Annotated in this window: 23 protein-coding genes and 1 pseudogene; 18 read left to right on the forward strand and 6 right to left on the reverse strand. The window is 65.2% G+C overall.

Annotated elements, in window-relative coordinates:
* Nucleotides 1-12: 12 nt before the first annotated feature.
* The 3 genes and pseudogenes from GOQ09_RS05680 (at nucleotide 13) to GOQ09_RS05690 (ending at nucleotide 3,589) form a co-directional block, all read left to right on the forward strand.
* Complete coding sequence (locus tag GOQ09_RS05680; RefSeq protein ID WP_157616603.1) at nucleotides 13-1,212, forward strand: PepSY-associated TM helix domain-containing protein; 1,200 nt, start codon at nucleotides 13-15, stop codon at nucleotides 1,210-1,212.
* Nucleotides 1,209-1,388 (forward strand): hypothetical protein, encoded by a 180-nt coding sequence (locus tag GOQ09_RS05685; RefSeq protein WP_157612438.1) that lies wholly within the window; start codon nucleotides 1,209-1,211, stop codon nucleotides 1,386-1,388. Before GOQ09_RS05680 ends, GOQ09_RS05685 begins: the two co-directional genes overlap by 4 nt.
* 66 nt (nucleotides 1,389-1,454) lie before the next feature.
* Nucleotides 1,455-3,589, forward strand: a pseudogene (locus GOQ09_RS05690) (TonB-dependent receptor domain-containing protein).
* Nucleotides 3,590-3,607: 18 nt separating this feature from the next.
* Here the strand turns inward: GOQ09_RS05690 and metK are convergent.
* Nucleotides 3,608-4,792, reverse strand: coding sequence for a methionine adenosyltransferase (metK, locus tag GOQ09_RS05695; RefSeq protein ID WP_126745502.1), 1,185 nt, complete (start codon nucleotides 4,790-4,792; stop codon nucleotides 3,608-3,610).
* A 220-nt stretch (nucleotides 4,793-5,012) separates the two neighbouring features.
* Between metK and GOQ09_RS05700 the strand changes: the two genes are divergently transcribed.
* Nucleotides 5,013-5,912, forward strand: a complete 900-nt coding sequence (locus GOQ09_RS05700) for a lysophospholipid acyltransferase family protein (protein ID WP_157612440.1) — start codon at nucleotides 5,013-5,015, stop codon at nucleotides 5,910-5,912.
* Nucleotides 5,909-6,793, forward strand: a complete 885-nt coding sequence (locus GOQ09_RS05705) for a lipid A biosynthesis acyltransferase (RefSeq protein WP_157612442.1) — start codon at nucleotides 5,909-5,911, stop codon at nucleotides 6,791-6,793. The genes GOQ09_RS05700 and GOQ09_RS05705 overlap by 4 nt, the downstream gene beginning before the upstream one ends.
* 21 nt (nucleotides 6,794-6,814) lie before the next feature.
* On the opposite strand, the gene GOQ09_RS05710 is transcribed toward GOQ09_RS05705, so the two are convergent.
* On the reverse strand, nucleotides 6,815-7,726 hold the full coding sequence (locus tag GOQ09_RS05710; protein ID WP_157612444.1) for an alpha/beta fold hydrolase: 912 nt from the start codon (nucleotides 7,724-7,726) through the stop codon (nucleotides 6,815-6,817).
* A gap of 78 nt (nucleotides 7,727-7,804) precedes the next feature.
* The gene (yihA, locus tag GOQ09_RS05715) at nucleotides 7,805-8,548 is read right to left on the reverse strand and encodes a ribosome biogenesis GTP-binding protein YihA/YsxC (RefSeq protein ID WP_157612447.1); all 744 of its coding nucleotides are present in this window, start codon (nucleotides 8,546-8,548) and stop codon (nucleotides 7,805-7,807) included.
* Between the two features lie 70 nt (nucleotides 8,549-8,618).
* Here yihA and GOQ09_RS05720 point away from each other — a divergent pair, with 70 nt between their 5' ends.
* The 5 genes from GOQ09_RS05720 (at nucleotide 8,619) to GOQ09_RS05740 (ending at nucleotide 14,714) form a co-directional block, all read left to right on the forward strand.
* Nucleotides 8,619-9,284 carry a c-type cytochrome gene (locus GOQ09_RS05720; RefSeq protein ID WP_157612449.1) on the forward strand — a complete coding sequence of 222 codons (666 nt, stop codon included), beginning with the start codon at nucleotides 8,619-8,621 and terminating at the stop codon, nucleotides 9,282-9,284.
* A 116-nt stretch (nucleotides 9,285-9,400) separates the two neighbouring features.
* Nucleotides 9,401-11,572, forward strand: a complete 2,172-nt coding sequence (locus tag GOQ09_RS05725; RefSeq protein WP_157612451.1) for a cytochrome c biogenesis protein ResB — start codon at nucleotides 9,401-9,403, stop codon at nucleotides 11,570-11,572.
* Nucleotides 11,569-12,885 (forward strand): c-type cytochrome biogenesis protein CcsB, encoded by a 1,317-nt coding sequence (ccsB, locus tag GOQ09_RS05730; protein WP_157612453.1) that lies wholly within the window; start codon nucleotides 11,569-11,571, stop codon nucleotides 12,883-12,885. The genes GOQ09_RS05725 and ccsB overlap by 4 nt, the downstream gene beginning before the upstream one ends.
* 118 nt (nucleotides 12,886-13,003) lie before the next feature.
* A complete protein-coding gene (gene msrP, locus GOQ09_RS05735) occupies nucleotides 13,004-14,014 on the forward strand; it encodes a protein-methionine-sulfoxide reductase catalytic subunit MsrP (protein ID WP_157612455.1) in 1,011 nt (336 codons plus the stop codon).
* 34 nt (nucleotides 14,015-14,048) lie between these two features.
* Nucleotides 14,049-14,714, forward strand: a complete 666-nt coding sequence (locus GOQ09_RS05740) for a sulfite oxidase heme-binding subunit YedZ (RefSeq protein WP_157612457.1) — start codon at nucleotides 14,049-14,051, stop codon at nucleotides 14,712-14,714.
* 6 nt (nucleotides 14,715-14,720) lie between these two features.
* Here the strand turns inward: GOQ09_RS05740 and lysA are convergent, their stop codons facing one another.
* Together lysA and lptM are read right to left on the reverse strand one after the other, a co-directional pair.
* Complete coding sequence (gene lysA / locus GOQ09_RS05745; RefSeq protein ID WP_157612460.1) at nucleotides 14,721-16,001, reverse strand: diaminopimelate decarboxylase; 1,281 nt, start codon at nucleotides 15,999-16,001, stop codon at nucleotides 14,721-14,723.
* Nucleotides 15,998-16,252, reverse strand: coding sequence for an LPS translocon maturation chaperone LptM (lptM, locus tag GOQ09_RS05750; protein WP_431769300.1), 255 nt, complete (start codon nucleotides 16,250-16,252; stop codon nucleotides 15,998-16,000). The genes lysA and lptM overlap by 4 nt, the downstream gene beginning before the upstream one ends.
* A 36-nt stretch (nucleotides 16,253-16,288) precedes the next feature.
* On the opposite strand from lptM, the gene cyaY reads away from it, so the two are divergent.
* Entirely contained in the window at nucleotides 16,289-16,621 is a 333-nt protein-coding gene (gene cyaY, locus GOQ09_RS05755; RefSeq protein ID WP_126745513.1) for an iron donor protein CyaY, read from the forward strand.
* 12 nt (nucleotides 16,622-16,633) lie between these two features.
* Here cyaY and GOQ09_RS05760 read toward each other — a convergent pair whose 3' ends face one another.
* Complete coding sequence (locus tag GOQ09_RS05760) at nucleotides 16,634-19,042, reverse strand: penicillin-binding protein 1A (protein WP_165442068.1); 2,409 nt, start codon at nucleotides 19,040-19,042, stop codon at nucleotides 16,634-16,636.
* A 238-nt stretch (nucleotides 19,043-19,280) separates the two neighbouring features.
* Between GOQ09_RS05760 and GOQ09_RS05765 the strand changes: the two genes are divergently transcribed.
* The 7 genes from GOQ09_RS05765 to aroB are packed head-to-tail and all read left to right on the forward strand — an operon-like array spanning nucleotide 19,281 to nucleotide 26,060.
* The gene (locus GOQ09_RS05765; RefSeq protein ID WP_126745805.1) at nucleotides 19,281-20,360 is read left to right on the forward strand and encodes a pilus assembly protein PilM; all 1,080 of its coding nucleotides are present in this window, start codon (nucleotides 19,281-19,283) and stop codon (nucleotides 20,358-20,360) included.
* Nucleotides 20,357-20,977, forward strand: a complete 621-nt coding sequence (locus tag GOQ09_RS05770) for a PilN domain-containing protein (protein ID WP_157612464.1) — start codon at nucleotides 20,357-20,359, stop codon at nucleotides 20,975-20,977. The genes GOQ09_RS05765 and GOQ09_RS05770 overlap by 4 nt, the downstream gene beginning before the upstream one ends.
* A gap of 8 nt (nucleotides 20,978-20,985) precedes the next feature.
* The gene (locus GOQ09_RS05775) at nucleotides 20,986-21,666 is read left to right on the forward strand and encodes a type 4a pilus biogenesis protein PilO (protein WP_157612466.1); all 681 of its coding nucleotides are present in this window, start codon (nucleotides 20,986-20,988) and stop codon (nucleotides 21,664-21,666) included.
* Nucleotides 21,663-22,205: a pilus assembly protein PilP gene (locus GOQ09_RS05780; RefSeq protein WP_157612468.1), complete on the forward strand. Its 543-nt coding sequence runs from the start codon at nucleotides 21,663-21,665 to the stop codon at nucleotides 22,203-22,205. The genes GOQ09_RS05775 and GOQ09_RS05780 overlap by 4 nt, the downstream gene beginning before the upstream one ends.
* A complete protein-coding gene (pilQ, locus tag GOQ09_RS05785; protein WP_157612470.1) occupies nucleotides 22,202-24,343 on the forward strand; it encodes a type IV pilus secretin PilQ in 2,142 nt (713 codons plus the stop codon). Before GOQ09_RS05780 ends, pilQ begins: the two co-directional genes overlap by 4 nt.
* 23 nt (nucleotides 24,344-24,366) lie before the next feature.
* The gene (locus GOQ09_RS05790; protein WP_157612472.1) at nucleotides 24,367-24,915 is read left to right on the forward strand and encodes a shikimate kinase; all 549 of its coding nucleotides are present in this window, start codon (nucleotides 24,367-24,369) and stop codon (nucleotides 24,913-24,915) included.
* A 32-nt stretch (nucleotides 24,916-24,947) separates the two neighbouring features.
* A complete protein-coding gene (gene aroB, locus GOQ09_RS05795) occupies nucleotides 24,948-26,060 on the forward strand; it encodes a 3-dehydroquinate synthase (RefSeq protein ID WP_157612474.1) in 1,113 nt (370 codons plus the stop codon).
* Nucleotides 26,061-26,073: the final 13 nt, after the last annotated feature.

The raw sequence follows: 26,073 nt of genomic DNA on the forward strand, positions 1-26,073 counted from the left end.
AGTGACGACATGATGAACAGCCGAAAGATCAAGACCTGGGCCTGGGTGCACAAGTGGAGCAGCCTTGTGTGCACCGTGTTCATGCTGCTGCTGTGCATCACGGGCTTGCCGCTGATCTTTCATCACGAGATCGGCCACCTGCTGGGCACCGAGGTCGAAGCGCCCAAGATGCCCGCGGACACGCCGCGCGTGAGCCTGGACCGCGTGCTCGAGACGGCGCGTGCCAAGCACCCCGACCGCGTGGTGCAGTTCGTCTCGCAGCCCGAGGACGACGATGGCCTCTGGCTCGTCACGCTCACGCCCACGCCGGAACCCACCGAAGACTTCAAGTCGGTCGCGATCGATGCGCGCTCCGGCGTCGTGCTGGCACAGCCCAAGTTCGACGAGGGCTTCATGTACGTCATGTTCAAGCTGCACGTCGATCTGTTCGCAGGGCTGGCGGGCAAGCTGTTCCTGGGGTTCATGGGCTTGCTGCTGCTTGTGGCCATCGTTTCCGGGGTGGTGCTCTATGCGCCGTTCATGCGCAAGCTCGACTTCGGCACGGTGCGGCGCGAGAAGCGGCCACGCCTCAAGTGGCTCGACCTGCACAACCTGCTGGGCATCGTCACGCTCGTCTGGCTGTTCGTGGTGGGCTCCACCGGCATGATCAACACCTGGGCCGACCTGATCATCAAGTACTGGCAGTACGACCAGCTCAGCACGCTCCTTGCGCCTTACAAGAACGAGCCGACGGTACCCGCAGCCGAGCGTGGATCGGTGCAGCGGTCCATGGAAGTCGCGCTGAAGCAGGCGCCCGACATGAAGCTGTCCTTCATCGCGTTCCCGGGCACTTCGTTCTCGAGCCCGCACCACACCACCTTCTTCCTGCGCGGCAACGAGCCCTTCACCTCGAAGCTGCTGAAGCCGGTACTGGTCGATGCGAAGACCACGCAGGTGACAGCCGCGCCCGAGATGCCGTGGTACCTGACGGCGCTGCTCGTGTCGCAGCCGCTGCACTTCGGCGACTACGGGGGCATGCCGATGCAGATCATCTGGGCGCTGCTCGACATTGCCACCATCATCGTACTGGGCAGCGGGCTGTACCTCTGGCTCAAGCGCGGCAACACCGTGCCGGCACCGGCCGCGCCAACAGCAGCGGGCAGTGCAGGGCGAGCGCCGCAGCATGGCGGTCAGCAGCCTGACCCGGCACCGGCCATGAAGGTGCAGGCATGAAGCACCGGCACCCCTTCCGGCGCATGTGGGGTTGGCCGATCGTGCTCGGCGTGCTGACCACCTTCGGGCTGATCTCGGCGCTGTTCAGCGACGGCGGTGTTGGAGACGTGCTGGCGTGGTTCGCGCTCGGCATTCCCGTTGCCGTGTGCGCCTGGTACGGCTGGCGCAGAACCTGATTTCTTCAGCCCGCCCGGGTTGTTGCTAGTACGGGCAGCGCCGCGCGCCGAAGCAGAATCGGTGCAATGAAGCCTGCACCCGTCACCACTGCTGTCCGCCTGCTGCTGCTGGGAATTCCGCTCGCTGTGCAGGCACAGCAGGCACCGCCGCCCGAAGCCGACCGTGGCCGTTTGCCCGAAGTGACGGTGTCCACACCGCGCGGCGAGGTCGCTCCCTTCAACGTGCCGGGCTCGGTCGATCGCGTCGATGGCGCCGAGATGCGCGACAACCGGCTGCAGGTCAACTTGTCCGAAAGCCTGGGCGGCGTTCCGGGCCTGCAGGTGCAAAACCGCATGAACTATGCGCAAGACCTGCAGCTGTCGATCCGCGGCTTCGGCGCGCGTTCCACCTTCGGCGTGCGGGGCGTGCGGTTGTATGTCGACGGCATTCCCGCAACTCTGCCCGATGGGCAGGGCCAGACTTCCAACATCGACATCGGCTCGCTCGATCGCGTCGAGATATTGCGGGGTCCGTTCTCGGCGCTCTACGGCAACTCTTCGGGCGGCGTGCTGCAAGCCTTCACCGCGTCGGGCGAGGGCGCGCCGCGGCTTTCGTACTCGGCGGCCGGCGGGAGCTTCGGCACGTGGCGGCAGTCGTTGCAGGCCAGTGGGTCGCAAGGCGCAATCGACTACCTGCTGAACGCCAGCCGGTTCCAGACCGACGGCTGGCGCGAGCACAGCGCGGCGCGGCGCGACATCGCCAACGGCAAGCTCGGCATTGCCCTGGACAACGGCGACAAGCTCACGCTGGTGCTCAACAGCGTGCGCATCAGCGCGCAAGACCCGTTGGGACTCACGGCCGACCAGTACGCGCTGGCGCCGCGCAGTGCGGCGCTGGCCACGCAGTTCGACACCCGAAAGACGGTCGAGCAGACGCAGGCCGGACTGCTCTACGAGCGGCGCGTGGGTGCTTCGCAGTCGCTGCGCCTCATGGTGTATGGCGGGGAGCGCAAGACGGTGCAATACCAGTCGATTCCGCCATCGGCGCAGCAGAATCCGCTGCATGCAGGCGGCGTGATCGATCTGTCGCGCCAGTATGGCGGGGTCGACCTGCGCTGGACTGCCGCACTGCAGATGGCCGACCGGCCGCTCGACCTTGCCGTGGGCCTTGGCTACGACAGCCTGCGCGAGCAGCGCCGCGGCTACGAGAACTACCTCGGCCGCGTGGCCTCGCCCGTGCTGGGCGTGCAAGGCCGTTTGCGGCGCAGCGAGCGCAACGAGGTCTGGAACCTCGACCCCTATGCGCAAGCCACCTGGCGCCTGGCGGAGCAGTGGACCTTGGAGGCCGGCGTGCGCCGAAGCAGCGTGCACTTCGATTCGCAAGACCGCTACATCGTGGGTGCCAACCGCGACGACAGCGGCAGCGCGCGCTACAGCAAGACCTTGCCGGTGGCTTCGCTGCGCTACCAGGCAACGCCGGATCTGGCGCTCTACGGTTCGATCGGCCGCGGCTTCGAGACGCCCACGCTCAACGAACTCTCGTACCGGGCGGGCGGCGCCAGCGTCTCAACTTCGCGTTGCGGCCCTCGGTCAATGACAGCGTCGAAGTGGGCGCGAAGGCAAGGCTGGGCGGAGGCCTGCTGACGGCCGCGCTGTTCCAGACCCGCACGCGCGACGAGATCGTGACCGACACCAACAGCGGCGGCCGCGCCACCTTTCAGAACGCTGGCCGCACGCGGCGCAACGGCTTCGAACTGGCCTGGCAGCATGAAACGGCCAACCACTGGCGCACCCAGCTTGCCTACACCTGGCTCGATGCGCGCTACCGTGATGCCTTCTGCTCGCCGTCGCCCTGTGGGGCATCCAACACCGTGGCGGCGGGCAATCGCATTCCAGGCATTGCGCGGCAATCGCTCTTTGCATCGCTCGGCTGGGTTCCGCCCGAAGGCTGGCGGGCAGGCGCCGAAGTGCGCGCGCTCGGACGCATGCAGGCGAACGACGTCAACACCGCCAGCGCGCCGGGCTATGCGGTCGCGGCGCTGTATGCCGGCTATCTGAAGAAATGGGAGCGTTGGGAGTTCAACGCCTTTGCGCGGATCGACAACCTGTTCGACCGCCGCTACGTGGGATCGGTCATCGTCAACGAGGGCAATGCCCGCTATTACGAGCCTGCGCCAGGCCGCAACTGGACGGTGGGCCTGAGCGGCGCTTACCGCTTCTGACCCGCCGCCCTGTGGTCTTTACTTGAGGCCGGCGGCAGCGCGCAGCGCAGCGGCCTGGGTGGTGGCTTCCCAGGTGAACTCGGGCTCTTCGCGCCCGAAGTGGCCGTATGCCGCGGTCTTCTGGTAGATCGGGCGCAGCAGGTCGAGCATCTGGATGATGCCCTTCGGACGCAGGTCGAAGAACTCCCGCACGAGTTCGGCGATCTTGTCGTCGGGGATCACGCCGGTACCTTCGGTATAGACCGTGATGTTCATCGGCTGTGCCACGCCGATGGCGTAGGCCACCTGGATCTGGCACTGGCGCGCCAGGCCGGCCGCCACGATGTTCTTGGCCACGTAGCGCGCCGCGTAGGCGGCCGAGCGGTCGACCTTGGACGGGTCCTTGCCCGAGAACGCGCCGCCGCCGTGCGGGCAGGCGCCGCCGTAGGTGTCGACGATGATCTTGCGGCCAGTGAGGCCGCAATCGCCCTGCGGGCCGCCGATGACGAAGCGCCCGGTCGGGTTGATCAGGTAGCGCGTGTTCTGCAGCCATTCCTTCGGCAGCACCGGCTTGATGATCTCTTCGATGATGGCTTCGTTGAACGAGGCCTTCATCTTGGTGGGCGTTTCGCTCTGGTCGGGGCTGTGCTGGGTGGAGAGCACCACGGTGTCGATGCTGTGCGGCTTGCCGTCCACGTAGCGCATCGTCACCTGGCTCTTGGCGTCGGGGCGCAGGAAGGGCAGCCGGCCGTCCTTGCGCAACTGGGCCTGGCGCTCGACCAGGCGGTGCGCGTAGTAGATGGGCGCGGGCATCAGCTCGGGCGTTTCGTCGCAGGCGTAGCCGAACATCAGGCCCTGGTCGCCGGCGCCGGTGTTCAGGTGGTCGTCGCTGGCGTGGTCCACGCCCTGCGCGATGTCGTTGGACTGCTTGTCGTAGCAGACCATCACAGCGCAGCCCTTGTAGTCGATGCCGTAGTCGGTGTTGTCGTAGCCGATGCGCTTGATGGTGTCGCGCGCCACCTGGATGTAGTCGACGTGCGCGTTGGTCGTGATTTCGCCCGCGAGCACCACCAGGCCGGTGTTGGTCAGCGTTTCGGCGGCCACACGGCTGCGGGGGTCCTGCTCGAAGATTGCATCCAGGATAGCGTCCGAGATCTGGTCGGCGACCTTGTCGGGATGGCCTTCGGAAACGGATTCGGAAGTGAAGAGGAAGTCGTTCGCCATTTTGTTCAAAGCTCCTTGAAGTGATTTGGCGCGTTGCCAACTCTGCGGAGCCCTGGCGAACGCTTTAGCAGATGCCGACGAATCGGCGGGGCACAATCGCTCTTGCGCTTGTGTTTGTCGCCCTGCAAGTTGTTCCGTAACTCGGCGACAATTTGCATTCTATTCGAGCCGCGCCAAATCGTGCGCGCGCGTCCTGGTATTCACTCCCTGTTGTCAGCCCATGGTCACCCTGTTCCGCCTGCTTGCCCGCATACCGATGCCCTTGATGCATCGGCTCGGCGCATTGCTTGGCTGGATGGTCTGGTGGTGTGCCCCCGATTACCGCCGCCGATTCAAGGCCAATGCCGAAAACGCGGGCTTCACGCCCGACCAGTACCGCCCCGCCGTCGCCGCCGCCGGCCAAATGGCCGCCGAGCTGCCCTGGCTCTGGCTGCGCCCGCAGGGCGAAAGCGTGCTGCGGCGCGTGGTGCGCTGGGAAGGCGTCGAGGCCTTCGAGGCCGCCATGCAGGCAAAGAAGGGCGTGATCCTGGTGGCGCCGCACCTGGGCAGCTGGGAGATGTGCGGCCAGGCCATCGGCGAGCGCTTTCTCCAGGCCTTCGGCCCGATCACGGCGCTGTTTCGCCCCGCGCGCAAGAAATGGATGGCCGAGCTGATTGCCGCGGGCTCGCGCGACCGGCCCGGCCTGCAAACGCTGCCGACCAACAACACCGGCGTGCGAGGCCTCATCCGCACGCTGCGCAGCGGCGGCTACACCGGCATCCTGCCGGACCAGGTGCCGCCGTTGGGGCAGGGCGTCTGGGCGCCTTTTCTTGGCCGGCCCGCCTACACCATGACGCTGCTGCCGCGCCTCGCGCAGCAGACCGGCGCCGCCTGTTTCCTGAGCGTGTGCGAAAGGCTGCCGCGCGGCGCGGGCTACGTGATTCGCTTCGAACCCATCGTTGGCACTGCGCTCACCGATCCCAAGGCGTCCATCGAAGACGCCGCAGCTGCAATGAACGACGCCATCGGCCGCCTCATCCACAGCCTGCCCGGCCAATACGTGTGGGACTACGCACGCTACAAGGAGCCGCGCGGCGACACCGTCGTGGCGGCAGCCGCCAACGGGGAGCAGGCGCAATGAGTCTCGGCTCCCGACTCGGTATCGGTTTCATGCGCGCGATTGCGCCGCTGCCCCTGCCGCTGGTACGTGGCTTCGGCGCGCTGCTGGGCCGCGTGCTCCACACCGTTGCGGTGCCACGCCGCCGCGTGGTCGACACCAACCTGGCGGTGTGCTTTCCCGGCAAATCCGAAGCCGAACGCCGCCGCATCGCGCGCGAGACTTTTGTGTATGTGGCGCAGTCGTGGCTCGACCGCAGCTGGCTTTGGCATGCCCCCGAAAAGGTGGTGGCCAGCCGCCTCAAGGTGGTGGGCGCCCCGCAGGAGATCGACGAAATCGCCAACGGCGACGAGCCGATGATCCTGTTCGCGCCGCATTTCTACGGGCTCGATGCCGCGGCCACGGCTTTGACCATGCACACGCCGCGGCCCTCCGCCACCATCTACACGACCCAGCGCGATCCGATGGTCGATGAATGGATTCGCGAAGGCCGCACGCGCTTCGGCAACGTGGCGGCGCTCAACCGGGTCGACGGCATCAAGCCGGTGCTCGGCGGCTTGCGCAAGGGCGGCTTGCTGTACCTGCTGCCCGACATGGATTTCGGCCGCGACCAGACCATCTTCGTGCCGTTCTACGGCGTGCAGGCGGCCACCGTGCCCTCGCTCTCGCGGTTTGCGCGGCTGGGCAAGGCCAAGGTGGTGCCGATCGTCTCCAAGCTCACGCCAAGCGGCTACGAAATCGAGGTGCTGCCGGCGTGGCAGAACTTCCCGACGGACGACGTCGAGGCCGACACGGCCCTCATGAACGAGCGGCTGCAGGGCTACATCGACAAGATGCCGTCCCAGTATTACTGGGTGCATCGCCGTTTCAAGACGCGGCCCGAGGGCGCGCCGTCGATCTATTGAAGAAGAAGCGAAGCGGCTTCTTCAGTTCCTCTTCAGGAAGGCTTCGATCTCGCGCGCCACGAGCTGCGGCTGCTCGTGCACGATCCAGTGGGTGGCGTTGGGCACCTTCTTGACCTCGAGCTTGGGCACGTATTCCTCCAGCCCATCGAGCAGGCCCGGCAACAGCGCCGCGTCGTCGAGTGCCCAGAAAACGAAGGTCGGCACGTTCACCGTGAGCCGCTCGCGCGGCAGCACCGGAATGCCCTCAATGCTCTGGCCGGGTAGCGGCGGCTTCATCGGCGTGACGCGATAGAGATTGCAGGCGCCGGTGAGGCCGGCATTCCACACCTCGCGGTATTGCTGCTTCACCTCTTCAGTCAACCAGCCGAATCCGTCGGGGCCAGCCTTCATCAGAGTGAAGAAGGGCCACATGCGCCTGAAGTCGTCCGCCGAGAGCAGCGCTTCGGCATCGGGCCTTGCCAGAAAATTCATGTAGGCGCTGGCCTGCTGCTGCGCCGGGTTGTTGCGCAACTCGCGCGTGAAGGTGCCGGGGTGCGGCGAGTTGATGATGACCAGCCGGCCGACCTGCTCCGGAAAAGCATTGGCATAGCCCCAGCCGAAAGCGCCGCCCCAATCGTGCGCGACCAGCGCGGCCATCGTGCCGTCGGCGCTTTCGGTGGCCGCCAGTTGCTGGATGTCCTGGATCAGCAGATGCGCCTTGTACGCAGCCACTTCGGTGGGTGCGCTCGACTTCTCGAAACCGCGCAGATTGGGCGCGAGGCAGCGGTAGCCGCCGTGTTCAGGCTGGGCGAAGTACTCGAGCAGCTCGTCCCAGATGAATGCGGCCTCCGGGAAGCCGTGCAGGAACACCATCAGCGGGCGCCCGGGCCTGCCGGTTGCGCGGCAGCTCAGCGTGGTTCCGTTGGGCAGGCTGCGCTGGAACGTCTCGATCATGCTTTGTCTCCTTCAACTTTCGTTGCTATTGTTTTCATAGTGGATCATGCAGACGGGACGGCAGTGAGCCGGGTTTCCCTAGGTGTCTTCCGGCACCGCGGGCTGTTCGGCTTGTGCCGCTGCTTCCCCGGGGGGATGGGCCCAGCGCCACAGCAGCTCGGCGGCTTCTCCCACCCCCTGCTTCTTGAGGGCGGAAAACAGTTTGACTTCGCCGCCGCCGGCCTGCAGTCGCGTAATGGACAGCACCTTGGCGCCTTCGCTGCGGGTGAGCTTGTCGGACTTGGTGAGGAGCACGAGGAACTTGAGGCCTTGCTCCACGCGCGGGCGGATCACGTCGAGCAGGATCTCGTCCAGCTCCGTGAGGCCGTGGCGCGGGTCGCACATCAGCACCACGCCGCGCAGGTTTTCGCGTGTCATCAAATAGTTGCCCATGACGCGCTGCCAGCGCAGCTTGGCTTCCCGGGGCACTGCGGCATAGCCGTAGCCGGGCAGGTCGGCCAGCACGGCGTCGTCGGCCTTTTGCTTGCCCACGCCGAACAGGTTGATGTGCTGCGTGCGGCCGGGCGTCTTGGAGGCGAAGGCCAGGCGCGTCTGCTGGGTGAGCGTGTTGATTGCGGTCGACTTGCCCGCATTGGAGCGGCCGACGAAGGCGATTTCGGGCAGGTCGAGCGGAGGCAGATGCTCGAGCTGCGGGGCACTGGTCAGGAAGTGGGCGGTGTGCAGCCAGCCGAGCGCCGTGCGCTCGCGCTCGGCGACGATGGGGTCCACGGCAGGGGTCGCGCGGGAAGGGGGAGCAGCGTGCTTGCGCGACGGGGTAGTCATCTATGAGCTTTCGGAACGGGCCGCCATTGTAGAATCGCGGGGTTTTGCGCCAATAAATCGAGCCCCCGATATGAAGTTGTTTGCCAATTTTCTGCTTGCAGCCCTCATGGGCGTCGCAGCCAGCGCGAGCCTTGCGGCTGACGAACATGCAGCCGCACCGGCTGCACCCGCCGCGGCCAAGCCGGCCAAGCCTGATCCCGCCAAGGGGGACGCGGTGTTCAATTCCGCCGCCCAGGCCTGTGCCTCCTGCCATAACGCGGACGGCAACTCGGCCGTTGCGGCAAACCCCAAGCTGGCGCAGCAGCACCCAGAGTACATCCTCAAGCAGCTGCAGGACTTCAAGTCCGGCAAGCGCAAGAGCCCCATCATGCAACCCATGGCTGCCAAGCTGTCCGACGAAGACATGCGCAACATCGCGTGGTTCGTGGGCTCCAAGAAGATCAAGACCGGCTTCTCCAAGGAGAAGGACACCGTGGCGCTGGGCGAAAAGATCTACCGCGGCGGCATTGCCGACCGCCAGATCCCGGCCTGCGCCGGCTGCCACAGCCCCAACGGCGCCGGCATGCCCGCCCAGTACCCCCGCCTGGGCGGCCAGCACGCCGACTACACAGTGGCACAGCTTGTTGCCTTCCGGGACAACGTGCGCCAGAACAGCGCCCCCATGACCGCTGTGGCCGCAAAGCTGAACGACCGCGAAATCAAGGCCGTTGCAGACTACATTGCCGGCCTGCGCTGACGCCACGCCCTTCAGCGTGAACTAACCGCCGATAAAAAACCCAAACAGAGGGCGGGCCGATCCAGCTGGATGGCCCGCCCTTTGCTTTTTCCCTGTTCCTTTTTTCCCGACCACCGATGTCTGTCTCCACCCACGGCCTTCGCGTCCATCGCGGCCCGCAAGTGCTTCGCGCTGCGGTGGAGCTGTTCTCGTCGATGCGGTTCGCGATTGCGCTGCTCACGGTCATCTGCATCGCATCGATCATCGGCACCGTGCTCAAGCAGCACGAGCCGATTAACAACTACATCAACCAGTTCGGTCCGTTCTGGGCCGAGCTGTTTCGCACGGCCAAGCTCGATTCGGTCTACAGCGCCTGGTGGTTCCTGCTGATCCTGCTTTTCCTGGTGATCAGCACGTCGCTCTGCATTGCGCGCAACACGCCGCGCATTTTTGTGGACCTGAAGACCTTCAAGGAAAACATCCGCGCGCAGAGTCTCAAGGCCTTTGGCCAGCGCGCTGAAAACCAGCTTGCCGAGGAGCCCGCCGCGGCGGCCAACCGCATCGGCCAACTGCTGGTGAGCGGCGGCTGGAAGGTCAAGCTGCAGCAGCGCGAAGCCGTGGACGGCCAGACGGGAGCCGGCTGGATGGTTGCCGCGCGTGCCGGCGGGGCCCACAAGCTGGGCTACATCGCCGCGCACAGCGCGATCGTGCTGGTGTGCATCGGCGGCCTGCTCGACGGCGACCTGGTGGTGCGTGCCCAGACCTGGTTCAACGGCAAGAGCGTGTTCACCGGCGGCGGCATGATTGCCGACGTGCCGCCGCAGCACCGGCTGTCGCCCCGCAACCCGACCTTCCGCGGCAACATCCTGGTGCCCGAAGGCGGGCAGGGCAGCGTGGCCATCCTGCAGCAGTCGGACGGCGTGCTGCTGCAGGAGCTGCCGTTCTCGATCGAGCTCAAGAAGTTCATCGTCGACTACTACTCGACCGGCATGCCCAAGCTGTTTGCGAGCGAGGTGGTGCTGCACGACCGCGAGACCGGTGCCCAGGTGCCCGCGCGCATCGAGGTCAATCATCCGGCCAGCTACAAGGGCGTGGAAATCTACCAGTCGAGCTTCGATGACGGCGGCTCCAAGGTAAAGCTCAAGGCGGTGCCGATGGCGGCCGCCGCCAAACCTTTCGAAGTCGATGGCGTCATCGGCGGGCCGAGCACCGAAATTACCAACGGCAAGGAAAAGCTCACGCTCGAATACGCCGCGCTGCGCGTGATCAACGTCGAGAATTTTGCCGACGGCGGTGCCATGGGCAGCGGCGCCGACGTACGCAAGGTCGACCTGCGCCACGACATCGAATCGCGCCTGGGCGCCGCCAACAAGACCACCAAGCCGAAGGTGCTGCGCAACATCGGCCCGAGCATCGGCTACAAGCTGCGCGACGCCGCGGGCCAGGCGCGCGAGTACCAGAACTACATGGTGCCGGTCGACACGGGTGACGGCCAGCCGGTGTTCCTGCTCGGCATGCGCGAAAAGCCCGAAGAGCCGTTCCGCTACCTTCGCGTGCCGGCCGACGAGCAGGGCAGCATGGACAGCTTCGTGCGCATGCGCGCTTCGCTGGCCGACGCCGACACCCGCGCGCGTGCCGTCGAGCGCTACATCGCCAAGGCCGTCGATCCGAAGCGGCCCGAAATGGCCGAGCAGCTGAGCGTTTCGGCTGCGCGTGCTCTCGCGCTCTTTGCCGGCAGTGAGCGTGCGAAGGCCGACGCCAGCACGCAGGGAGGCTGGCAGGCCATCGCGGAATTCATGGAAGCCAACGTGCCCGAGCCTGAGCGCGAACGTGCCGGCGCGGTGCTGGTGCGCATCCTGAACGACGTGCTGTTCGAGCTGCTCAACCTCAGCCGCGAAAGCGCGGGGCTCGCGGCCTTGCCGCGCGACGACAAGGCGCAGGCCTTTCTCACGCAGGCGGTGCTGGCCATCAGCGACGCGCATTTCTATCCGGCGCCAGTCGCGATGATGATGACCGACTTCACCCAGGTGCAGGCCAGCGTCTTCCAGGTGGCGCGTGCGCCCGGAAAGAACGTGGTCTATCTGGGCTGCCTGTTGCTGATCGTCGGAATTTTTGCCATGCTGTACGTGCGCGAGCGCCGGCTCTGGGTGTGGCTGGCACCCGCCGGCACGAGCGCAGGAGACAACACCACCACGGCTGCCACGATGGCCTTCTCGGTCAATCGCAAGACGATTGACAGCGATCGCGAGTTCGAGCACCTCAAGCACAAACTGCTTGCCTTGAAAAAAGAAGGACCGGCGTCGCCATGAACACCACCACCCTCACGCTCAACGAAAGCTGGTTTTCGCGCCGCAACCTCTTCGACTGGGTGTTCGCGGCACTGGTGCTTGCCGGGGGCCTTTTCGCCTTTGTGCGGTATGCGGGCGCTATGGATTCGTACGAGAAGCCCATCCTCGTCGCCGCAATGATTTCCGTCGTTGCCATCGGCTGGTTCTGGCGTCCGCTGCGGGTGCTCGCCATCGTCGTGGCGGCGGCTTCGCTGCTGGCCATCGGCTCCTACCAGGGCGACCTGGCGCGTGCCGACACGGTGTTCTGGCTCAAGTATTTCCTGTCGAGCCAGTCGGCCATTCTCTGGATGAGCGTGCTGTTCTTCATGAGCACGCTGTTCTACTGGCTTGGTTTCTTCGGCGGCAAGCAGGGCGACACCTTCGAGCTGATCGGCTCGCGCCTCACATGGGCCGCCATTGCCATGGCGCTCATCGGCACCATGGTGCGCTGGTACGAAAGCCACCTGATCGGACCGGACATCGGGCACATCCCGGTCAGCAACCTGTATGAAGTGTTCGTGCTGTTCTGCTGGCTCACCGCGGCGTTCTACCTGTACTTCGAAGCGCGCTATGGCACCCGGGCGCTCGGCGCGTTCGTCATGCTGGTGGTGAGCGCGGCCGTCGGCTTCCTGCTCTGGTACACGCTGGTGCGCAATGCACACGAGATCCAGCCGCTGGTGCCCGCGCTGCAGAGCTGGTGGATGAAGCTGCATGTGCCGGCCAACTTCATCGGCTACGGCACTTTCGCGCTTGCGGCCATGGTGGCCTTCGCCTACCTGGTGAAGGAACAGGCGGGCGAAACCCGCTGGTACAAGCTCACGCCGATCTGGCTTTTGGGCGTGGCGCTGTGCTTTGTGCCGGTGGCCTTCCGCCAGCGCGTGCAAGAGGCCGGCGGCAGCTACTGGGTAATTTATGCGGGCATCTCCGCACTCATCGCGGCGGGTATTCTGCTCGGGCGCAAGCGCATTGCGGCAAGGCTCCCCGCCAACGAGGTGCTCGACGACGTGATGTACAAGTCGATCACCGTCGGCTTTGCCTTCTTCACCATTGCCACCGTGCTGGGCGCCCTGTGGGCGGCCGACGCCTGGGGCGGCTATTGGAGTTGGGACCCGAAGGAAACCTGGGCGCTGATCGTCTGGCTCAATTACGCGGCCTGGCTGCACATGCGGCTGGTCAAGGGATTGCGCGGCACCGTAGCGGCCTGGTGGGCGCTGGCCGGCCTGGCGGTCACCACCTTTGCCTTCCTGGGCGTGAACATGTTCCTGAGCGGACTGCACAGCTACGGCACCTTGTAGCCCCGGCTGCCGACTTTTTCGCGAAGAATGGAATCCACGCGCAGCGATTGCGCGTAACCGAATCAGGGAATTGCTCGAACTACCCTGAGCACAACGATTCACGCGAAAGGCCATCACCATGTCGTTCCCCTCCCGCCCGCAAGGTCGCAACAGCGGTTTCATCCACCCGCTTTCGAGCGAGATCACGCCGCGCGCCGTCTACGAGAGCCGGCGCGACCTGCTGAAGCTCGTGGCTGGCGGCGCGGCCGGTGCCGCACTGGCGAGCTTTGCCGGACGCGAGGCCTTCGCCCAGGCGACCGGCCCGCACAAGCTGGCGTTGCTTCCCGGCGCCAAGTCTGCCGTGCCGGGCGCGCAAACGATGGAAAAGCTCACCGACTACAAGGACGCGACAAGCTACAACAACTTCTACGAGTTCGGCACCGACAAGGGCGACCCGGTCAAGAACGCGGGCACCCTCAAGACCCGTCCGTGGACCGTGGAGGTCGAGGGCCTGGTCAAGAAACCCGGCAAGTACGGCATCGAAGACCTGCTGAAACTCAGCGCGCAGGAGGAGCGCATCTACCGCCTGCGCTGCGTCGAGGGCTGGTCGATGGTCATTCCGTGGGTGGGCTACTCGCTGGCCGAACTCATCAAAAGGGTCGAACCCCAGGGCAACGCCAAGTACGTGGAGTTCATCACCCTGGCCGATCCCAAGACGATGCCATTCGTCGGCTCGCGCGTGCTCGACTGGCCATACACCGAAGGCCTGCGAATGGACGAGGCCATGCATCCGCTCACGCTGCTGGCCTTTGGCATGTACGGCGAAGTGCTGCCCAACCAGAACGGCGCGCCGGTGCGCCTTGTGGTGCCGTGGAAATATGGGTTCAAGTCGGCCAAGTCGATCGTGAAGATCCGCTTCGTCGAAAAGGAGCCGAGCACCGCGTGGAACAAGGCCGCGGCGCAGGAGTACGGCTTCTATTCGAACGTGAACCCTAACGTCGATCATCCGCGCTGGAGCCAGGCCACCGAGCGCCGCATCGGCGACGGCGGGGGGCTTTTTGCCAAGCGCAACAAGACGCTGATGTTCAACGGCTACGAAGCCCAGGTCGGCCAGCTCTATGCGGGCATGGACCTGAAAAAGAACTACTGAGCCCGAGCCTGTCTCGCCACTCAGCCTTTGCGCCATGAACAAGCTGCTCATGCATCCGGCGGCCAAGCCGGTGGTCTTCTTGCTGTGCCTGCTGCCGTTCGCGTGGCTGACCTACGGCGCCTTCACTGACGGGCTGGGCGCGAACCCGGCCGAGTTTTTGATCCGCGCTACGGGCGACTGGACGTTGCGCTTCATCTGCATCGTGCTGGCCGTGACGCCGCTGCGCGTGATGACCAAGGCCAACGCGCTCGCGCGCTTTCGCCGCATGCTGGGACTGTTTGCGTACTTCTACGTGGTGGTGCACCTGCTGTGCTACAGCTGGTTCGACATGGGCTTCGAGTGGGCCGACATCGCCAAGGACATCGCCAAGCGTCCGTTCATCCTGGTGGGGTTCTCGGCCTTCGTGCTGCTGACGCCGCTGGCTGCCACCTCGTTCAACCGCGCGATCAAGGCACTGGGTGCCAAGCGCTGGCAAATGCTGCACAAGGCGGTCTACCTGATCGCCGGCCTCGGCCTGCTGCACTTCTTCTGGATGCGCGCGGGCAAGAACAACTTTGCCGAGGTGTTCGTCTACGCGACGATCGTCGCGGTGCTGCTGGGGTGGCGCGTGTGGAACTCCGCGAACAAGCGCAAGCCGAAGCCTTCGGCCGGCGCTCGCGACGGCACCGAGAAGTCGCTGCGCAGCAGCAGCGCCGGCTGATGCGGATCAGCCCTCGATCCGCTCGCTGCGCAGCTGGTCTTCCATCGTCTCGCGGCGACGGATCAGCGTGGCGCTCTGGCCGCTGACCAGCACTTCGGCCGCCCGGCCGCGCGTGTTGTAGTTGCTGGCCATGCTCATGCAATAGGCGCCTGCCGACAGCACCCCCAGCAGGTCGCCGGACACCACGTTGAGCGCGCGGTCGCGGCCGATCCAGTCGCCGCTTTCGCAGACCGGGCCGACCACGTCGTAGACCGGAGCGCTGCCGGTGCGGATGCGCAGCGGCACGATCTGCTGGAACGCCTGGTACATCGCAGGCCTGGGCAGGTCGTTCATTGCCGCATCGACGATGCAGAAGTTCTTGTCTTCGCCGGGCTTGGTGTAGAGCACCTCGGTCACGCACACGCCTGCATTGCCGACCAGCGAACGGCCCGGCTCGATGACCAGCTTGCGCCGCCCGAAGCCGCGGGCATCGAGCCGCGCGAGCAACTGCTGCCAGAGCGCATCGGCCTTGGGTGGCACTTCGCCGTTGTAGTCGATACCCAGGCCGCCGCCGAAATCCAGGTGATGGATAGGCACGCCGGCCGCCTCGATGGCTTCGACCAGGTCGAGTATCCGGTCGCAGGCATCCAGGTAGGGCGAGGCTTCTGTGATCTGCGAGCCGATGTGGCAGTCGATGCCCACCACCTCGAGCCCCGGCAGCCTGGCCGCGTGGCAATAGGCCTCGACCGCCCGGTCGTGGGCAATGCCGAACTTGTTGCCCTTGAGGCCGGTGGAAATGTAAGGGTGCGTCTTCGGATCGACGTTCGGGTTGATGCGGATGCTGATTGGCGCGCGGCGCCCTTCGGCCTGCGCTACTTCGTTGAGCACGTCGAGCTCGGCTTCGCTCTCCACGTTGAAGCAGGCAATGCCGGCCGCGAGCGCCTGCCGCATTTCGGCGCGGGTCTTGCCCACGCCTGAGAAGATGATTTTTGCCGGATCGGCGCCCACGGCCAGCACACGCGCCAGCTCGCCGCCCGAAACGATGTCGAATCCGCAGCCCGCCTCGGCGAACACGCGCAGCACGCCGAGCGATGAATTTGCCTTCATCGCATAGCAGATCAGGGCTTCGCGGCCCTCGAATCCGCGCTGGTAGGCCGCCAACGCGTCCAGCATCCATTGCTTCGAATAGACGAACAGGGGGGTGCCGTGTTCGCGGGCGAGGGCGTCAAGGCTCAAACCCTCGACGTAGAGCGCGCCGTCGCGATGCGCGATGTGCGGGTGGCCGGGAAGCAGAGGGGCGTTCGTCACTTCGGCACTCCGGGGCTGGTGGCATTGCCGGTTGCTGCAGCCGGCGCACTGCTGGCCGCAGCGGGCTTGGGTGCTGCTTCAGCGTCGGCAGCGCGCGAGCCGCCTGGCGTGAGCAGCTGCGGCAGGGTGGCGCGCTGGGCGGCCGCCGGATCGGTCGGTAGATAGAGCGGCCCACGCTGCCCGCAAGCGCCCAAAGCACCCGCCACTGCAGCGATGCAGACCATGAGCGCAGCGCGGCTGGAGGCGCTCACTAGAATTTGACGAACATTCAACATAGCGAAATTGTAATGACCGACTCCGAATACATGGACCGCGCCGAAGCCGCGCTCGCCGCCATCGAGCAAGGCTGCGATCGCATCAACGATGCAACCGACGCAGACATAGACAACCAGCGGGTGGGCGGGATGATCACGATTTCATTCAAGAACGGCAGCCAGTTGATCGTGAACCTGCAGAAACCGCTGCAGGAAATCTGGCTGGCCGCGCGCTCCGGCGGCTATCACTACCGCTTCGATGGCAAGGCCTGGGTCGACACCAAGACCGGTGAGGAATTTTTCGGCAACCTGTCGCGCGAGGCGAGCCTGCAAGCCGGGCAGCCGCTGGAGTTTGCGGCCGCCTGACTTTGTTCACCTTCAATTCCTGAAGAGGTCGAGGATTCGATTGCGTTCTTCAGGCGGCGGAGGCGGGCTCACCGGCACGCCGCTCAGTGACTCCGCGGGCGGCGTGGCGGGGGTGTCCACGCCAAGGCTGGAGACACCGCGGCCGGGCGCGTAGTCGTCGTAGTACCACTCGCCGCCCACGCTCACCACGCCAGCAGGCGGGGTGGTGGAAAGGTCGGTCACGGGCACGCCCTTGATGGCGGTCTCCATGTAGTTGATCCAGATCGGCAGGCTCAACCCGCCGCCGGTTTCGCGGTCGCCCAGATTGCGCGGCGTGTCGTAGCCGATCCAGGAGATGGCGGTCATGGTGGGCTGGAAGCCCGCAAACCAGGCGTCGAGCGAGTCGTTGGTGGTGCCGGTCTTGCCGTAGAGGTCGGGCCGCTTGAGCATTGCTTGTGCCTTGGCTGCCGTGCCGGCGCGCGTAATGGATTGCAGCAGCGAATCCATGATGAAGGCGTTGCGCTGGGGAATGGCCCGGATCGTCTCGTTGAGCAGCGGCGGCTGCTTGTCGACGAGCACCCGGTCCTTGTGGTCGGTGATGCGGGTCACGAGGTATGGATTGACGCGGTAGCCGCCGTTGGCGAATACCGAGTAGCCCACGGCCATCTGCATCGGCGTGACCGCGCCGGCGCCCAGTGCCATCGGCAGGTAGGCGGGGTGCTTGTCCTTGTCGAAGCCGAAATTGGTGATCCATTCCTGCGCATAGCGCGTGCCGATGGATTGCAGGATGCGGATCGACACCAGGTTCTTCGACTTCATCAGCGCGGTGCGCATCGACATCGGGCCGTCGTAGCCGCCGCCGTAGTTCTTGGGCTCCCAGGGCTGGCCGCCCGTGGTGCCGGCATCGAAGAAGAGCGGTCCGTCGTTGATCACCGTGGAAGGCGTGAAGCCCTTCTCGAGCGCGGCCGAGTAGATGAACGGCTTGAAGCTCGAACCCGGCTGGCGCCAGGCCTGCGTGACGTGGTTGAACTTGTTCTTGCCGAAGTCGAAGCCGCCCACCAGTGCCTTGATGGCGCCGTCGCGCGGGTCCATGGCGACGAAGGCGCCTTCCACTTCGGGCAACTGGGTGATTTCCCAGGTGTTCTTGGGCGTCTTCACCACGCGGATCACCGCGCCGCGGCGAATCTTGATGTTGGGCGGCGCTTTGTCGGAAAGGCCTGATTGCGCCGGCTTGAGGCCTTCTCCGGTGATCTGCACCGGGTCGCCGTTGCCGCGGACGGCCGAGATTTCCTTGGCGCTGGCCTTGAGCACCACGGCCGACATCACGTCGCCGTTGTCGGGGTGGTCGGTCAGTGCGTCGTCCACGGCTTCGTCGAGTTCCTTTGGGTCGCTGGGGAGATCGACGAATTTCTCGGGCCCGCGATAGATCTGGCGCCGCTCGTAGTCCATGATGCCTTTACGCAGCGCCTTGTATGCGGCGGCCTGGTCGGCGGCCACCAGCGATGTGTACACCTTCAGGCCGCGAGTGTAGGTGCTGTCGCCGTATTGCGCATACATCAGCTGGCGCACGGTTTCCGCCACGTACTCGGCGTGCAGGCGGTTCGGGTCCGCCGCGTCACGCAGGTGCAGCTCTTCCTTCTTGGCCTGGGCGGCCTGCTCGGCCGTAATGAAGCCCGCGTCCTGCATGCGGTCGATCACGTAGAACTGGCGTCCGCGCGCCCGCTGCGGGTTGTTGACCGGGTTGTTGGCGCCCGGTGCCTTCGGCAGGCCGGCCAGCATGGCGGCTTCCGCGATGGAAAGGTCCTGCAGCGGTTTGCCGAAATACGCTTCGGACGCCGCGGCAAAGCCGTACGCGCGGTTGCCCAGGTAGATCTGGTTCAGGTAGATCTCGAAGATCTGGTCCTTGGTAAGCAGGTGCTCCAGCTTGAAGGTAAGCAGCACCTCGTAGATCTTGCGGGTGAGCGTCTTCTCAGAGCTCAGGTAGACATTGCGCGCCACCTGCATCGTGATGGTCGATGCGCCCTGGCTCTTCACGCGGTTCATGTTGGCCAGGCCTGCGCGCACCATGCCCTTGTAGTCGACGCCGCCATGATCGTAGAAGCGTGTGTCTTCGGCGGCCAGCACGGCGTCTTTCACCAGCTTGGGAATGGCCGCAATCGGCGTGAGGTTGCGGCGCTCTTCGCCGAACTCTCCAATCTGGATGCCTTCGGCCGAGAAAACCCGCAGCGGCAGCTTGGGCCGGTAGTCGGACAAGTCGGAGATATCCGGCAAGTTCGGGTAAGCGACCGCCAAGGCGACTGCGACCACGCACAGAACCGCCAGCACACCGGCCGCGGCAATGCCGAATCCCCAGGCCATGAAGCGCAGCAGCCATTTCAGCCAGGCTGGGCGTGCGGGAGAGGGGGTCTTGGCTGGCCCTTTGGGGCGTGAGGTGTCTTGCATGTGGGCCCGGAGAATCACCCGACATTATAAAAAGCCGCCCTCTTGCCGAGGACCGAACTTTGGCGCATCGTTGCTGGCTAAACCAAAAGTTACTGAATGTGGCTTCAACGTCACGTTTTGACAACGGTCCCCGGGTTTGAAGCCCGCCGTTGCTTGGTTGCCGGTACGCCTCCTGCTAGCATGCAACCGAACGCAATTTTTTCCATTGGTTACAAATGCAGGGGTAAAGGGACCTAACTTGGCTGCTTTCGGATCATTGTTTCGTCGTCAGAACGCCCCCATGCTCGGCTTGGACGTCAGTTCGTCCAGCGTCAAGCTGGTCGAGCTCGGCCGGGAGGCCAGCGGCAAGCTGGTTCTGGAGCGGTGCGCGATCGAGCCCCTCGAGCGGGGCTGGATCACTGACGGCAACGTCGAAAAGTTCGACGAAGTGGCCGAAGCCGTCCGCCGCGTCGTGCGCAAGAGCGGCACCCGCACGCGCAACGTGGCGCTGGCGCTGCCTCCTTCGGCTGTCATTACCAAGAAGATCATTCTTCCTGGGGGCATGAGCGAGCAGGAGCTCGAACTCCAGGTCGAGTCCGAGGCCAACCAGTACATTCCCTTTTCGCTGGACGAAGTCAGTCTCGACTTTTGCGTGACTGGCCAAAGCGCCGCCTCCGCCGGCGATGTCGAGGTGCTGATTGCCGCATCCCGCAAGGAAAAGGTCCAGGACCGCGAAGGGCTGGCCGAAGCGGCCGGCTTGAAGGCGATGATCCTGGACGTGGAATCCTATGCATCGCGCCTCGCGACCGCCCGGCTGATCGAGCAATTGCCCGGCAAGGGCCTCGACGCTGTCGTGGCGCTTTTCGAAGTGGGCGCTTTCACCACCAGCATGCAGGTGCTGCGCAATCAGGAAGTGCTGTACGACCGCGACCAGGCTTTCGGCGGCGCCCAACTGACGCAGCTGATCGTTCGCCAGTACGGTTTTTCCGCCGAAGAGGCCGAAGCCAAGAAGCGCAGCGGGGATCTGCCCGACGACTACGGCTCCAGCGTGCTGAAGCCCTTCGTGGAAAGCATTGCACAGGAAATTGCCCGTGCACTGCAGTTCTTCTTTACCAGTACGCCGCACAACCGCGTCGACTATGTGCTGCTCGCGGGTGGCTCGGCTTCGTTGCCGAGCCTGACCAGCGCCGTCACCCGTCAGACCTCCTTCGCCTGTTCGCTCGTGAATCCGTTCGACGGCATGGAGATGGGTCCCAACATCCGTGAGAAGAAGGTCCGGCGCGAGGCGCCTTCCTATCTGACCTCCTGCGGTCTCGCCATGCGGAGGTTCGTGCAGTGATCCTCATCAATTTGCTTCCGCATCGCGAAGCCGCGCGCAAGCGGCGGCGCGAAGCCTTCTATGGCACCTTGGGCGCCGCGGCCATCCTGGGTGGCGTGATTGCGGGCCTCGGCTTTCTCTGGTTCGAGGCGCAAATCTCGGCCCAGCAGGCCAAGAACAATTTCCTCAAGACCGAAATCACCAAGCTCGATGCCGAGATCAAGGAGATCTCGACCCTGCAACAGGAAATTGCAGCCCTGCGTGCACGCCAGCAGGCCGTTGAAGACCTCCAGGGCGACCGCAACCTGCCGGTGCACCTGCTCAATGAACTGGTCCGGCAGTTGCCCGACGGCGCCTACATCACCAGCATGAAGCAGGAGAACCAGACCGTCACGCTGCAAGGCATGGCGCAGTCGAACGAGCGCGTCTCCGAACTGCTGCGCAACCTGGGCAACAACAGCCCTTGGCTGGTCAAGCCCGAGCTGGTCGAAATTACTTCCGCAACGGTGAGCCTGAGCCAGCGCGACCAGCGCCGCGTGGCGAACTTCACGATGCGCATCGGCCTCAAGCGGCCGACCGACGCGCAAAAGGCAGCGGCTGAGAAAGCCTTGGCCGCAGCGGCGCAAGTCAAGGGGTAGGACGGATCATGGCAAGCAATCGCCCCTCTCAAAAGATAGACGTCGCCGCCGCATTCCGTGGCTTCGGTGACCAGTTCCGCAACCTGAATCCGAACGATCCGGCCAGCTGGCCGCCGGTGCCCCGCTATGCCCTGTGCCTGGCGGTCACGGCAATGGTGCTGGTCGGCCTGTGGTTCCTGTGGCTCACCAATTCGAACGACGAGCTCGAAGGTGAGCGCGCCAAGGAAGTCACGCTGCGCGCCGACTACCAGAAGAAGGTCGCGCTGGCGGCCAACCTCGAGTTGCTGAAGAAGCAGCGCGAGCAGGTGCAGCAATATGTGACGCTGCTCGAGAAGCAGCTGCCGAGCAAGGCGGAAATGGACGCACTGCTGTCCGACATCAACCAGGCCGGCCTCGGCCGCAGCCTGCAGTTCGAACTGTTCCGTCCGGGGCAGGTTTCGGTGAAGGACTACTACGCGGAACTGCCGATCGCCGTGCGCGTGACCGGCCGCTACCACGACATCGGCTCGTTTGCCGCCGACGTCGCGGGCCTTTCGCGCATCGTGACGCTGAACAACCTGACGATCACTCCGCAAAAAGACAAGGACGGCGCCCTGACGATGGATGCCACGGCCCGCACCTACCGCTATCTCGATGACGAAGAGCGCGCGGCCCAGAAACGCGCTGCGGCGCCAAAGGCGAAGAAATGAGGACGATCGCCAAACTCCTGTGGCTGGCAGCGGCCGCAATGGGCTTGAGCGCCTGTGCCGATTCGGAGCAGGAAGACCTACGCCGCTGGATGGTCGAGCAGCGCGCCCAGGTAAAGCCCAATGTGCCGCCGATCACCGAGCCCAAGAAATTCACGCCCCAGGCCTATACCGAAGGGTCTGCTTTCGAGCCGTTCAACCTGTTGAAGCTCACGCAGGCACTGCGCCGCGAATCGAACCAGCCCAGCACGTCGGAGCTGATCGCGCCTGAACTGGCGCGCCGCAAGGAAGCGCTCGAAGCCTTCCCGCTCGACTCGATGGCCATGGTGGGCAGCATGAACCGCAACGGCCAGCCGGTGGCGCTGGTCCGTGTCGACAAGCTCCTCTACAAGGTGCGCGTCGGCGAGTACCTGGGGCTCAACTACGGGCGCATTACCCGTATCAACGAAACCGAAGTCGCCTTGCGTGAAATCGTGCAAGACGCCGCCGGTGAATGGATCGAACGCGTGGCGACATTGCAGCTGCAAGAGAGTGCGAAATGAATCAGAAAAAATCAACAATGGCACAGCGGCTGCGAGCTGCCGGGCTGGGTCTGCTGGCATTCGGTGCATTTGCCATGGCGCATGCGCAAAACGCCATCGAAGCGGTAACCAGTTCGACGCAATCCGGCGCCGAGGTCATCCGCATCGACTTGGCGCAGCCGCTCGCGGCCGTGCCGACCGGCTTTGCCGTTCAAACCCCGGCCCGCATTGCGCTTGATTTCCCGGGCGTCACCAACGCCATCGGGCGCTCCGCCATCGAGGTGAACCAGGGCAACCTGCGTTCCGTCAACGTGGTCCAGGCCGGCGAGCGCAGCCGCGTGGTGCTGAACCTCAAGCAGGCGACCGCCTACAAGACCGAGATCCAGGGCAAGTCGCTGCTGGTGATCCTGGAGCCCGCGGCCGGAACCGCGCTGGCTTCGTCCACGCCCACCGTGTTTGCCGAGAACCGCAACCGCGACACGCTGCCGCTGCGTGACGTCGATTTCCGCCTCGGTTCCGAGAACACCGGCCGCGTGATCGTCGACCTGCCAAACAACCAGGTGGGTGTCGATGTCAAGCAGCAGGGCAAAAATCTCGTCGTCGAGTTCACCAAGTCGACGCTGCCCGAGGGCCTGCGCCGCCGTCTCGACGTGGCCGACTTCAACACGCCGGTCCAACTGATTACCTCGCAACAGTCCGGCGACCGCGTTCGCATGACCATCGAGGCCAAGGGCGACTGGGAGCACAGCGCCTACCAGAGCGAAAACCAGTTCGTCGTCGAAGTGCGTGCCCGCAAGGTCGACCCGACCAAGCTGACGCAAGGCGTGGGCTACAACGGCGAGAAGCTCTCGCTGAACTTCCAGAACATCGAGATTCGCTCGCTGCTGCAGGTGATCGCCGACTTCACGAACTTCAACATCGTGACCTCCGATTCGGTCACCGGCGCGCTGACGCTGCGCTTGAAGGACGTGCCGTGGGATCAGGCCCTGGACATCATCATGCAGGCGAAGAATCTGGGCATGCGCAAGAACGGCAGCGTGCTGTGGATTGCGCCCAAGGACGAGATCAACGCCAAGGAAAAGCTCGAGTTCGAAGCCAAGGCCGCAATCGAGAACCTGGAGCCGCTGCGCACCCAGTCGTTCCAGCTCAACTACACCAAGGCGATTGCCATTGCCCAAGGCCTGACCGGTACCGGCGCTTCGGCCGGCGGCGGTGGCGGCTCCGGTACCACCACCCGCATCCTGAGCCCGCGCGGCAGCGTGATCGCCGAGTCGCGCACCAACCAGCTGTTCGTTTCGGACGTGCCGTCGCGCCTTGCACAGGTCAGCGAGCTGATCCAGAAGCTTGACATTCCGGTTCGCCAGGTGCTGATCGAAGCGCGCATCGTGGAAGCCTCCGACACCTTCGGCAAGTCGCTCGGCGTGCGCCTGGGCGGCGGTATCTCCCGCGAACGCGTCGCGTCGTCCAACGGCAATCCGGCATACGGCACCTTCGGCGTCATGCCCGCCACCACCACCGGCGGCGTCGGGGCCGCAGCAGCCACCTGGACCAACTCCAACTTCATCAACCTGCCCGCAGGCGATGCCGGCGGCACCGGCAATTCGCCCGGCACCTTCGCGATCTCGCTGTTCAACTCGAGCTTGTCTCGCATGTTGAACCTCGAGATCTCGGCGCTCGAGGCCGACGGCAAGGGCAAGCTGGTGTCCAGCCCCCGCGTGATCACGGCCGACCAGACGAAGGCGCTGATCGAGCAGGGTGAAGAAATCCCCTACCAGCAGGCCACGTCGAGCGGCGCAACCTCGATCTCGTTCCGCAAGGCGGTGCTGAAGCTCGAAGTCACGCCCCAGATCACGCCCGAAGGCAACATCATCCTGACCCTGGACGTGAGCAAGGATGCCCGCGGCGTCAACACCTCGGCGGGTCCGGCCATCAACACCAAGCACGTGCAGACCGAAGTGCTGGTCGAGAACGGCGGCACGGTCGTCATCGGTGGTATCTTCGAACTCACCGAAACCAATGACGAATCGCGCGTGCCGGTGCTGGGTGAAGTGCCCTACCTGGGGGCACTGTTCCGCAAGCGTGAACGCGTTGCCAACAAGACCGAAATGCTCGTCTTTATCACTCCGAAGATGATTACCGACCGCAACGCCGCGCGCTGACGCGCGGGCGTAGCAGCCACCGCGTGGCGGTCGCACTCGTCGGCTTGCCCGGCGCCGGTAAATCCGCAGTGGGGCGGCGCCTGGGCGCGCGCCTCGGTCTTCCGTTCGTCGATACCGACCATGTGATCGAGCACCGTATCGGCTGCTCGATCCGCGATTACTTCGAGCGGGAGGGCGAAATCGCTTTCCGGGACCTCGAGCAGACCGTCATCGCCGATCTCTGCGCACAGCCCCACGGCGTGCTTGCCACGGGAGGCGGGGCGGTTTTGCGGGAGGTCAATCGCAAGCAGCTGCGGGATCACTTCCACGTGATCTACCTGCGCTCTTCCCCCGAAGACCTGTTCCGCCGCTTGCGGCACGACGTGAAGCGGCCTCTCTTGCAGGTGGCCGATCCGCTCGGGCGGCTGCGCGAACTGCACGATGCGCGCGATCCGTTCTATAGGGAAACGGCCCACGACGTGGTCGACACGGGCCGCCCGTCGATCGCCATGCTGGTGAACATCATCGTCATGCAGTTGGAGCTCGCCGGCATCGTGGCGCCGGGAGCGCACCCGGAAGAACCCATGGGCTGAGCCGCCCGGCCCGCAGCGCCTAAACTCGCTGCATGCCTTTGCCCGCACCTTCCGCCCCGCCAGAACGCGTCGATATCCAACTCGGCGAGCGCAGCTACCCCATCCTGATCGGCGCCGGCCTGCTCGGCGACCCCTCGAGCTTTGCCGCGGCACCCGACGCGGCGAGCGCGCTGATCGTCAGCAACACCACGGTGGCACCGCTCTATGCCAAGGCGCTGCGCGCCGCACTGGCCGGCCGTTTCCGCACTGTGCATCTGCTCGAATTGCCTGACGGCGAGGCGCACAAGAACCTGCAGACCCTCAACCTGATCTTCGATGCGCTGCTCGGCCACGGCAGCGACCGGAAGACCGTGCTGTTCGCCCTGGGCGGCGGCGTGGTGGGGGACATGACGGGCTTTGCCGCCGCCAGCTACATGCGCGGGGTGCCGTTCGTGCAGGTGCCGACCACGCTGCTGGCGCAGGTCGATTCGTCGGTGGGGGGCAAGACCGCCATCAACCACCCGCTCGGCAAGAACATGATCGGCGCGTTCTATCAGCCACAGCTCGTGGTGTGCGACCTCGGCACGCTGCAGACGCTTCCGCCGCGGGAGCTGAGTGCGGGCCTGGCCGAAGTCATCAAGTACGGGCCCATCCACGACATGGCGTTCTTCGACTGGATCGAGGCGAACATCGATGCGCTGGTGGCCCGCGATCCCGCCGCGCTGGCCTATGCCGTCAAGCGCAGCTGCGAAATCAAGGCGCTGGTCGTGGGGCAGGACGAGCGCGAAACCGGCCTGCGCGCCATTCTCAATTTCGGCCACACCTTCGGCCATGCGATCGAATCGGGCCTGGGCTACGGCGAATGGCTGCACGGCGAAGCGGTCGGCTGCGGGATGGTCATGGCGGCGCACCTGTCGCAGCGGCTTGGCGGCGTCGATGCTGCCTTTGTCGAGCGGCTCACGCGGTTGATCGAACGCGCCGGCCTGCCGACAATCGGCCCGGCACTGGGTGCCGACCGGTACCTCGAACTGATGCGCGTCGACAAGAAATCCGAAGCCGGTGAAATCCGCTTCGTGGTCATCGACAAGCCGGGCTCCGCCGCGGTCAGCAGCGCGCCCGATGCGCTGGTGCGCGAAGTGCTCGTGCAGTGCTGCAGCGCCGGATGAGCGCAGCGCCAAG

This window comes from Variovorax paradoxus (genome assembly GCF_009755665.1).
GTDB classification, from domain to species: Bacteria; Pseudomonadota; Gammaproteobacteria; order Burkholderiales; family Burkholderiaceae_C; genus Variovorax; species Variovorax paradoxus_G.

Coding starts and splice junctions, on each gene's coding strand:
- GOQ09_RS05705 (WP_157612442.1), top strand. CDS start 5,909: ATGAGTCTCGGCTCCCGACTCGGTATCGGTTTCATGCGCGCGATTGCG.
- msrP (WP_157612455.1), top strand. CDS start 13,004: ATGTCGTTCCCCTCCCGCCCGCAAGGTCGCAACAGCGGTTTCATCCAC.
- GOQ09_RS05780 (WP_157612468.1), top strand. CDS start 21,663: ATGAGGACGATCGCCAAACTCCTGTGGCTGGCAGCGGCCGCAATGGGC.
- GOQ09_RS05720 (WP_157612449.1), top strand. CDS start 8,619: ATGAAGTTGTTTGCCAATTTTCTGCTTGCAGCCCTCATGGGCGTCGCA.
- aroB (WP_157612474.1), top strand. CDS start 24,948: ATGCCTTTGCCCGCACCTTCCGCCCCGCCAGAACGCGTCGATATCCAA.
- GOQ09_RS05680 (WP_157616603.1), top strand. CDS start 13: ATGAACAGCCGAAAGATCAAGACCTGGGCCTGGGTGCACAAGTGGAGC.
- GOQ09_RS05710 (WP_157612444.1), bottom strand. CDS start 7,726: ATGATCGAGACGTTCCAGCGCAGCCTGCCCAACGGAACCACGCTGAGC.
- ccsB (WP_157612453.1), top strand. CDS start 11,569: ATGAACACCACCACCCTCACGCTCAACGAAAGCTGGTTTTCGCGCCGC.
- metK (WP_126745502.1), bottom strand. CDS start 4,792: ATGGCGAACGACTTCCTCTTCACTTCCGAATCCGTTTCCGAAGGCCAT.
- GOQ09_RS05760 (WP_165442068.1), bottom strand. CDS start 19,042: ATGCAAGACACCTCACGCCCCAAAGGGCCAGCCAAGACCCCCTCTCCC.
- GOQ09_RS05725 (WP_157612451.1), top strand. CDS start 9,401: ATGTCTGTCTCCACCCACGGCCTTCGCGTCCATCGCGGCCCGCAAGTG.
- GOQ09_RS05775 (WP_157612466.1), top strand. CDS start 20,986: ATGGCAAGCAATCGCCCCTCTCAAAAGATAGACGTCGCCGCCGCATTC.
- pilQ (WP_157612470.1), top strand. CDS start 22,202: ATGAATCAGAAAAAATCAACAATGGCACAGCGGCTGCGAGCTGCCGGG.
- yihA (WP_157612447.1), bottom strand. CDS start 8,548: ATGACTACCCCGTCGCGCAAGCACGCTGCTCCCCCTTCCCGCGCGACC.
- GOQ09_RS05740 (WP_157612457.1), top strand. CDS start 14,049: ATGAACAAGCTGCTCATGCATCCGGCGGCCAAGCCGGTGGTCTTCTTG.
- cyaY (WP_126745513.1), top strand. CDS start 16,289: ATGACCGACTCCGAATACATGGACCGCGCCGAAGCCGCGCTCGCCGCC.
- GOQ09_RS05700 (WP_157612440.1), top strand. CDS start 5,013: ATGGTCACCCTGTTCCGCCTGCTTGCCCGCATACCGATGCCCTTGATG.
- GOQ09_RS05685 (WP_157612438.1), top strand. CDS start 1,209: ATGAAGCACCGGCACCCCTTCCGGCGCATGTGGGGTTGGCCGATCGTG.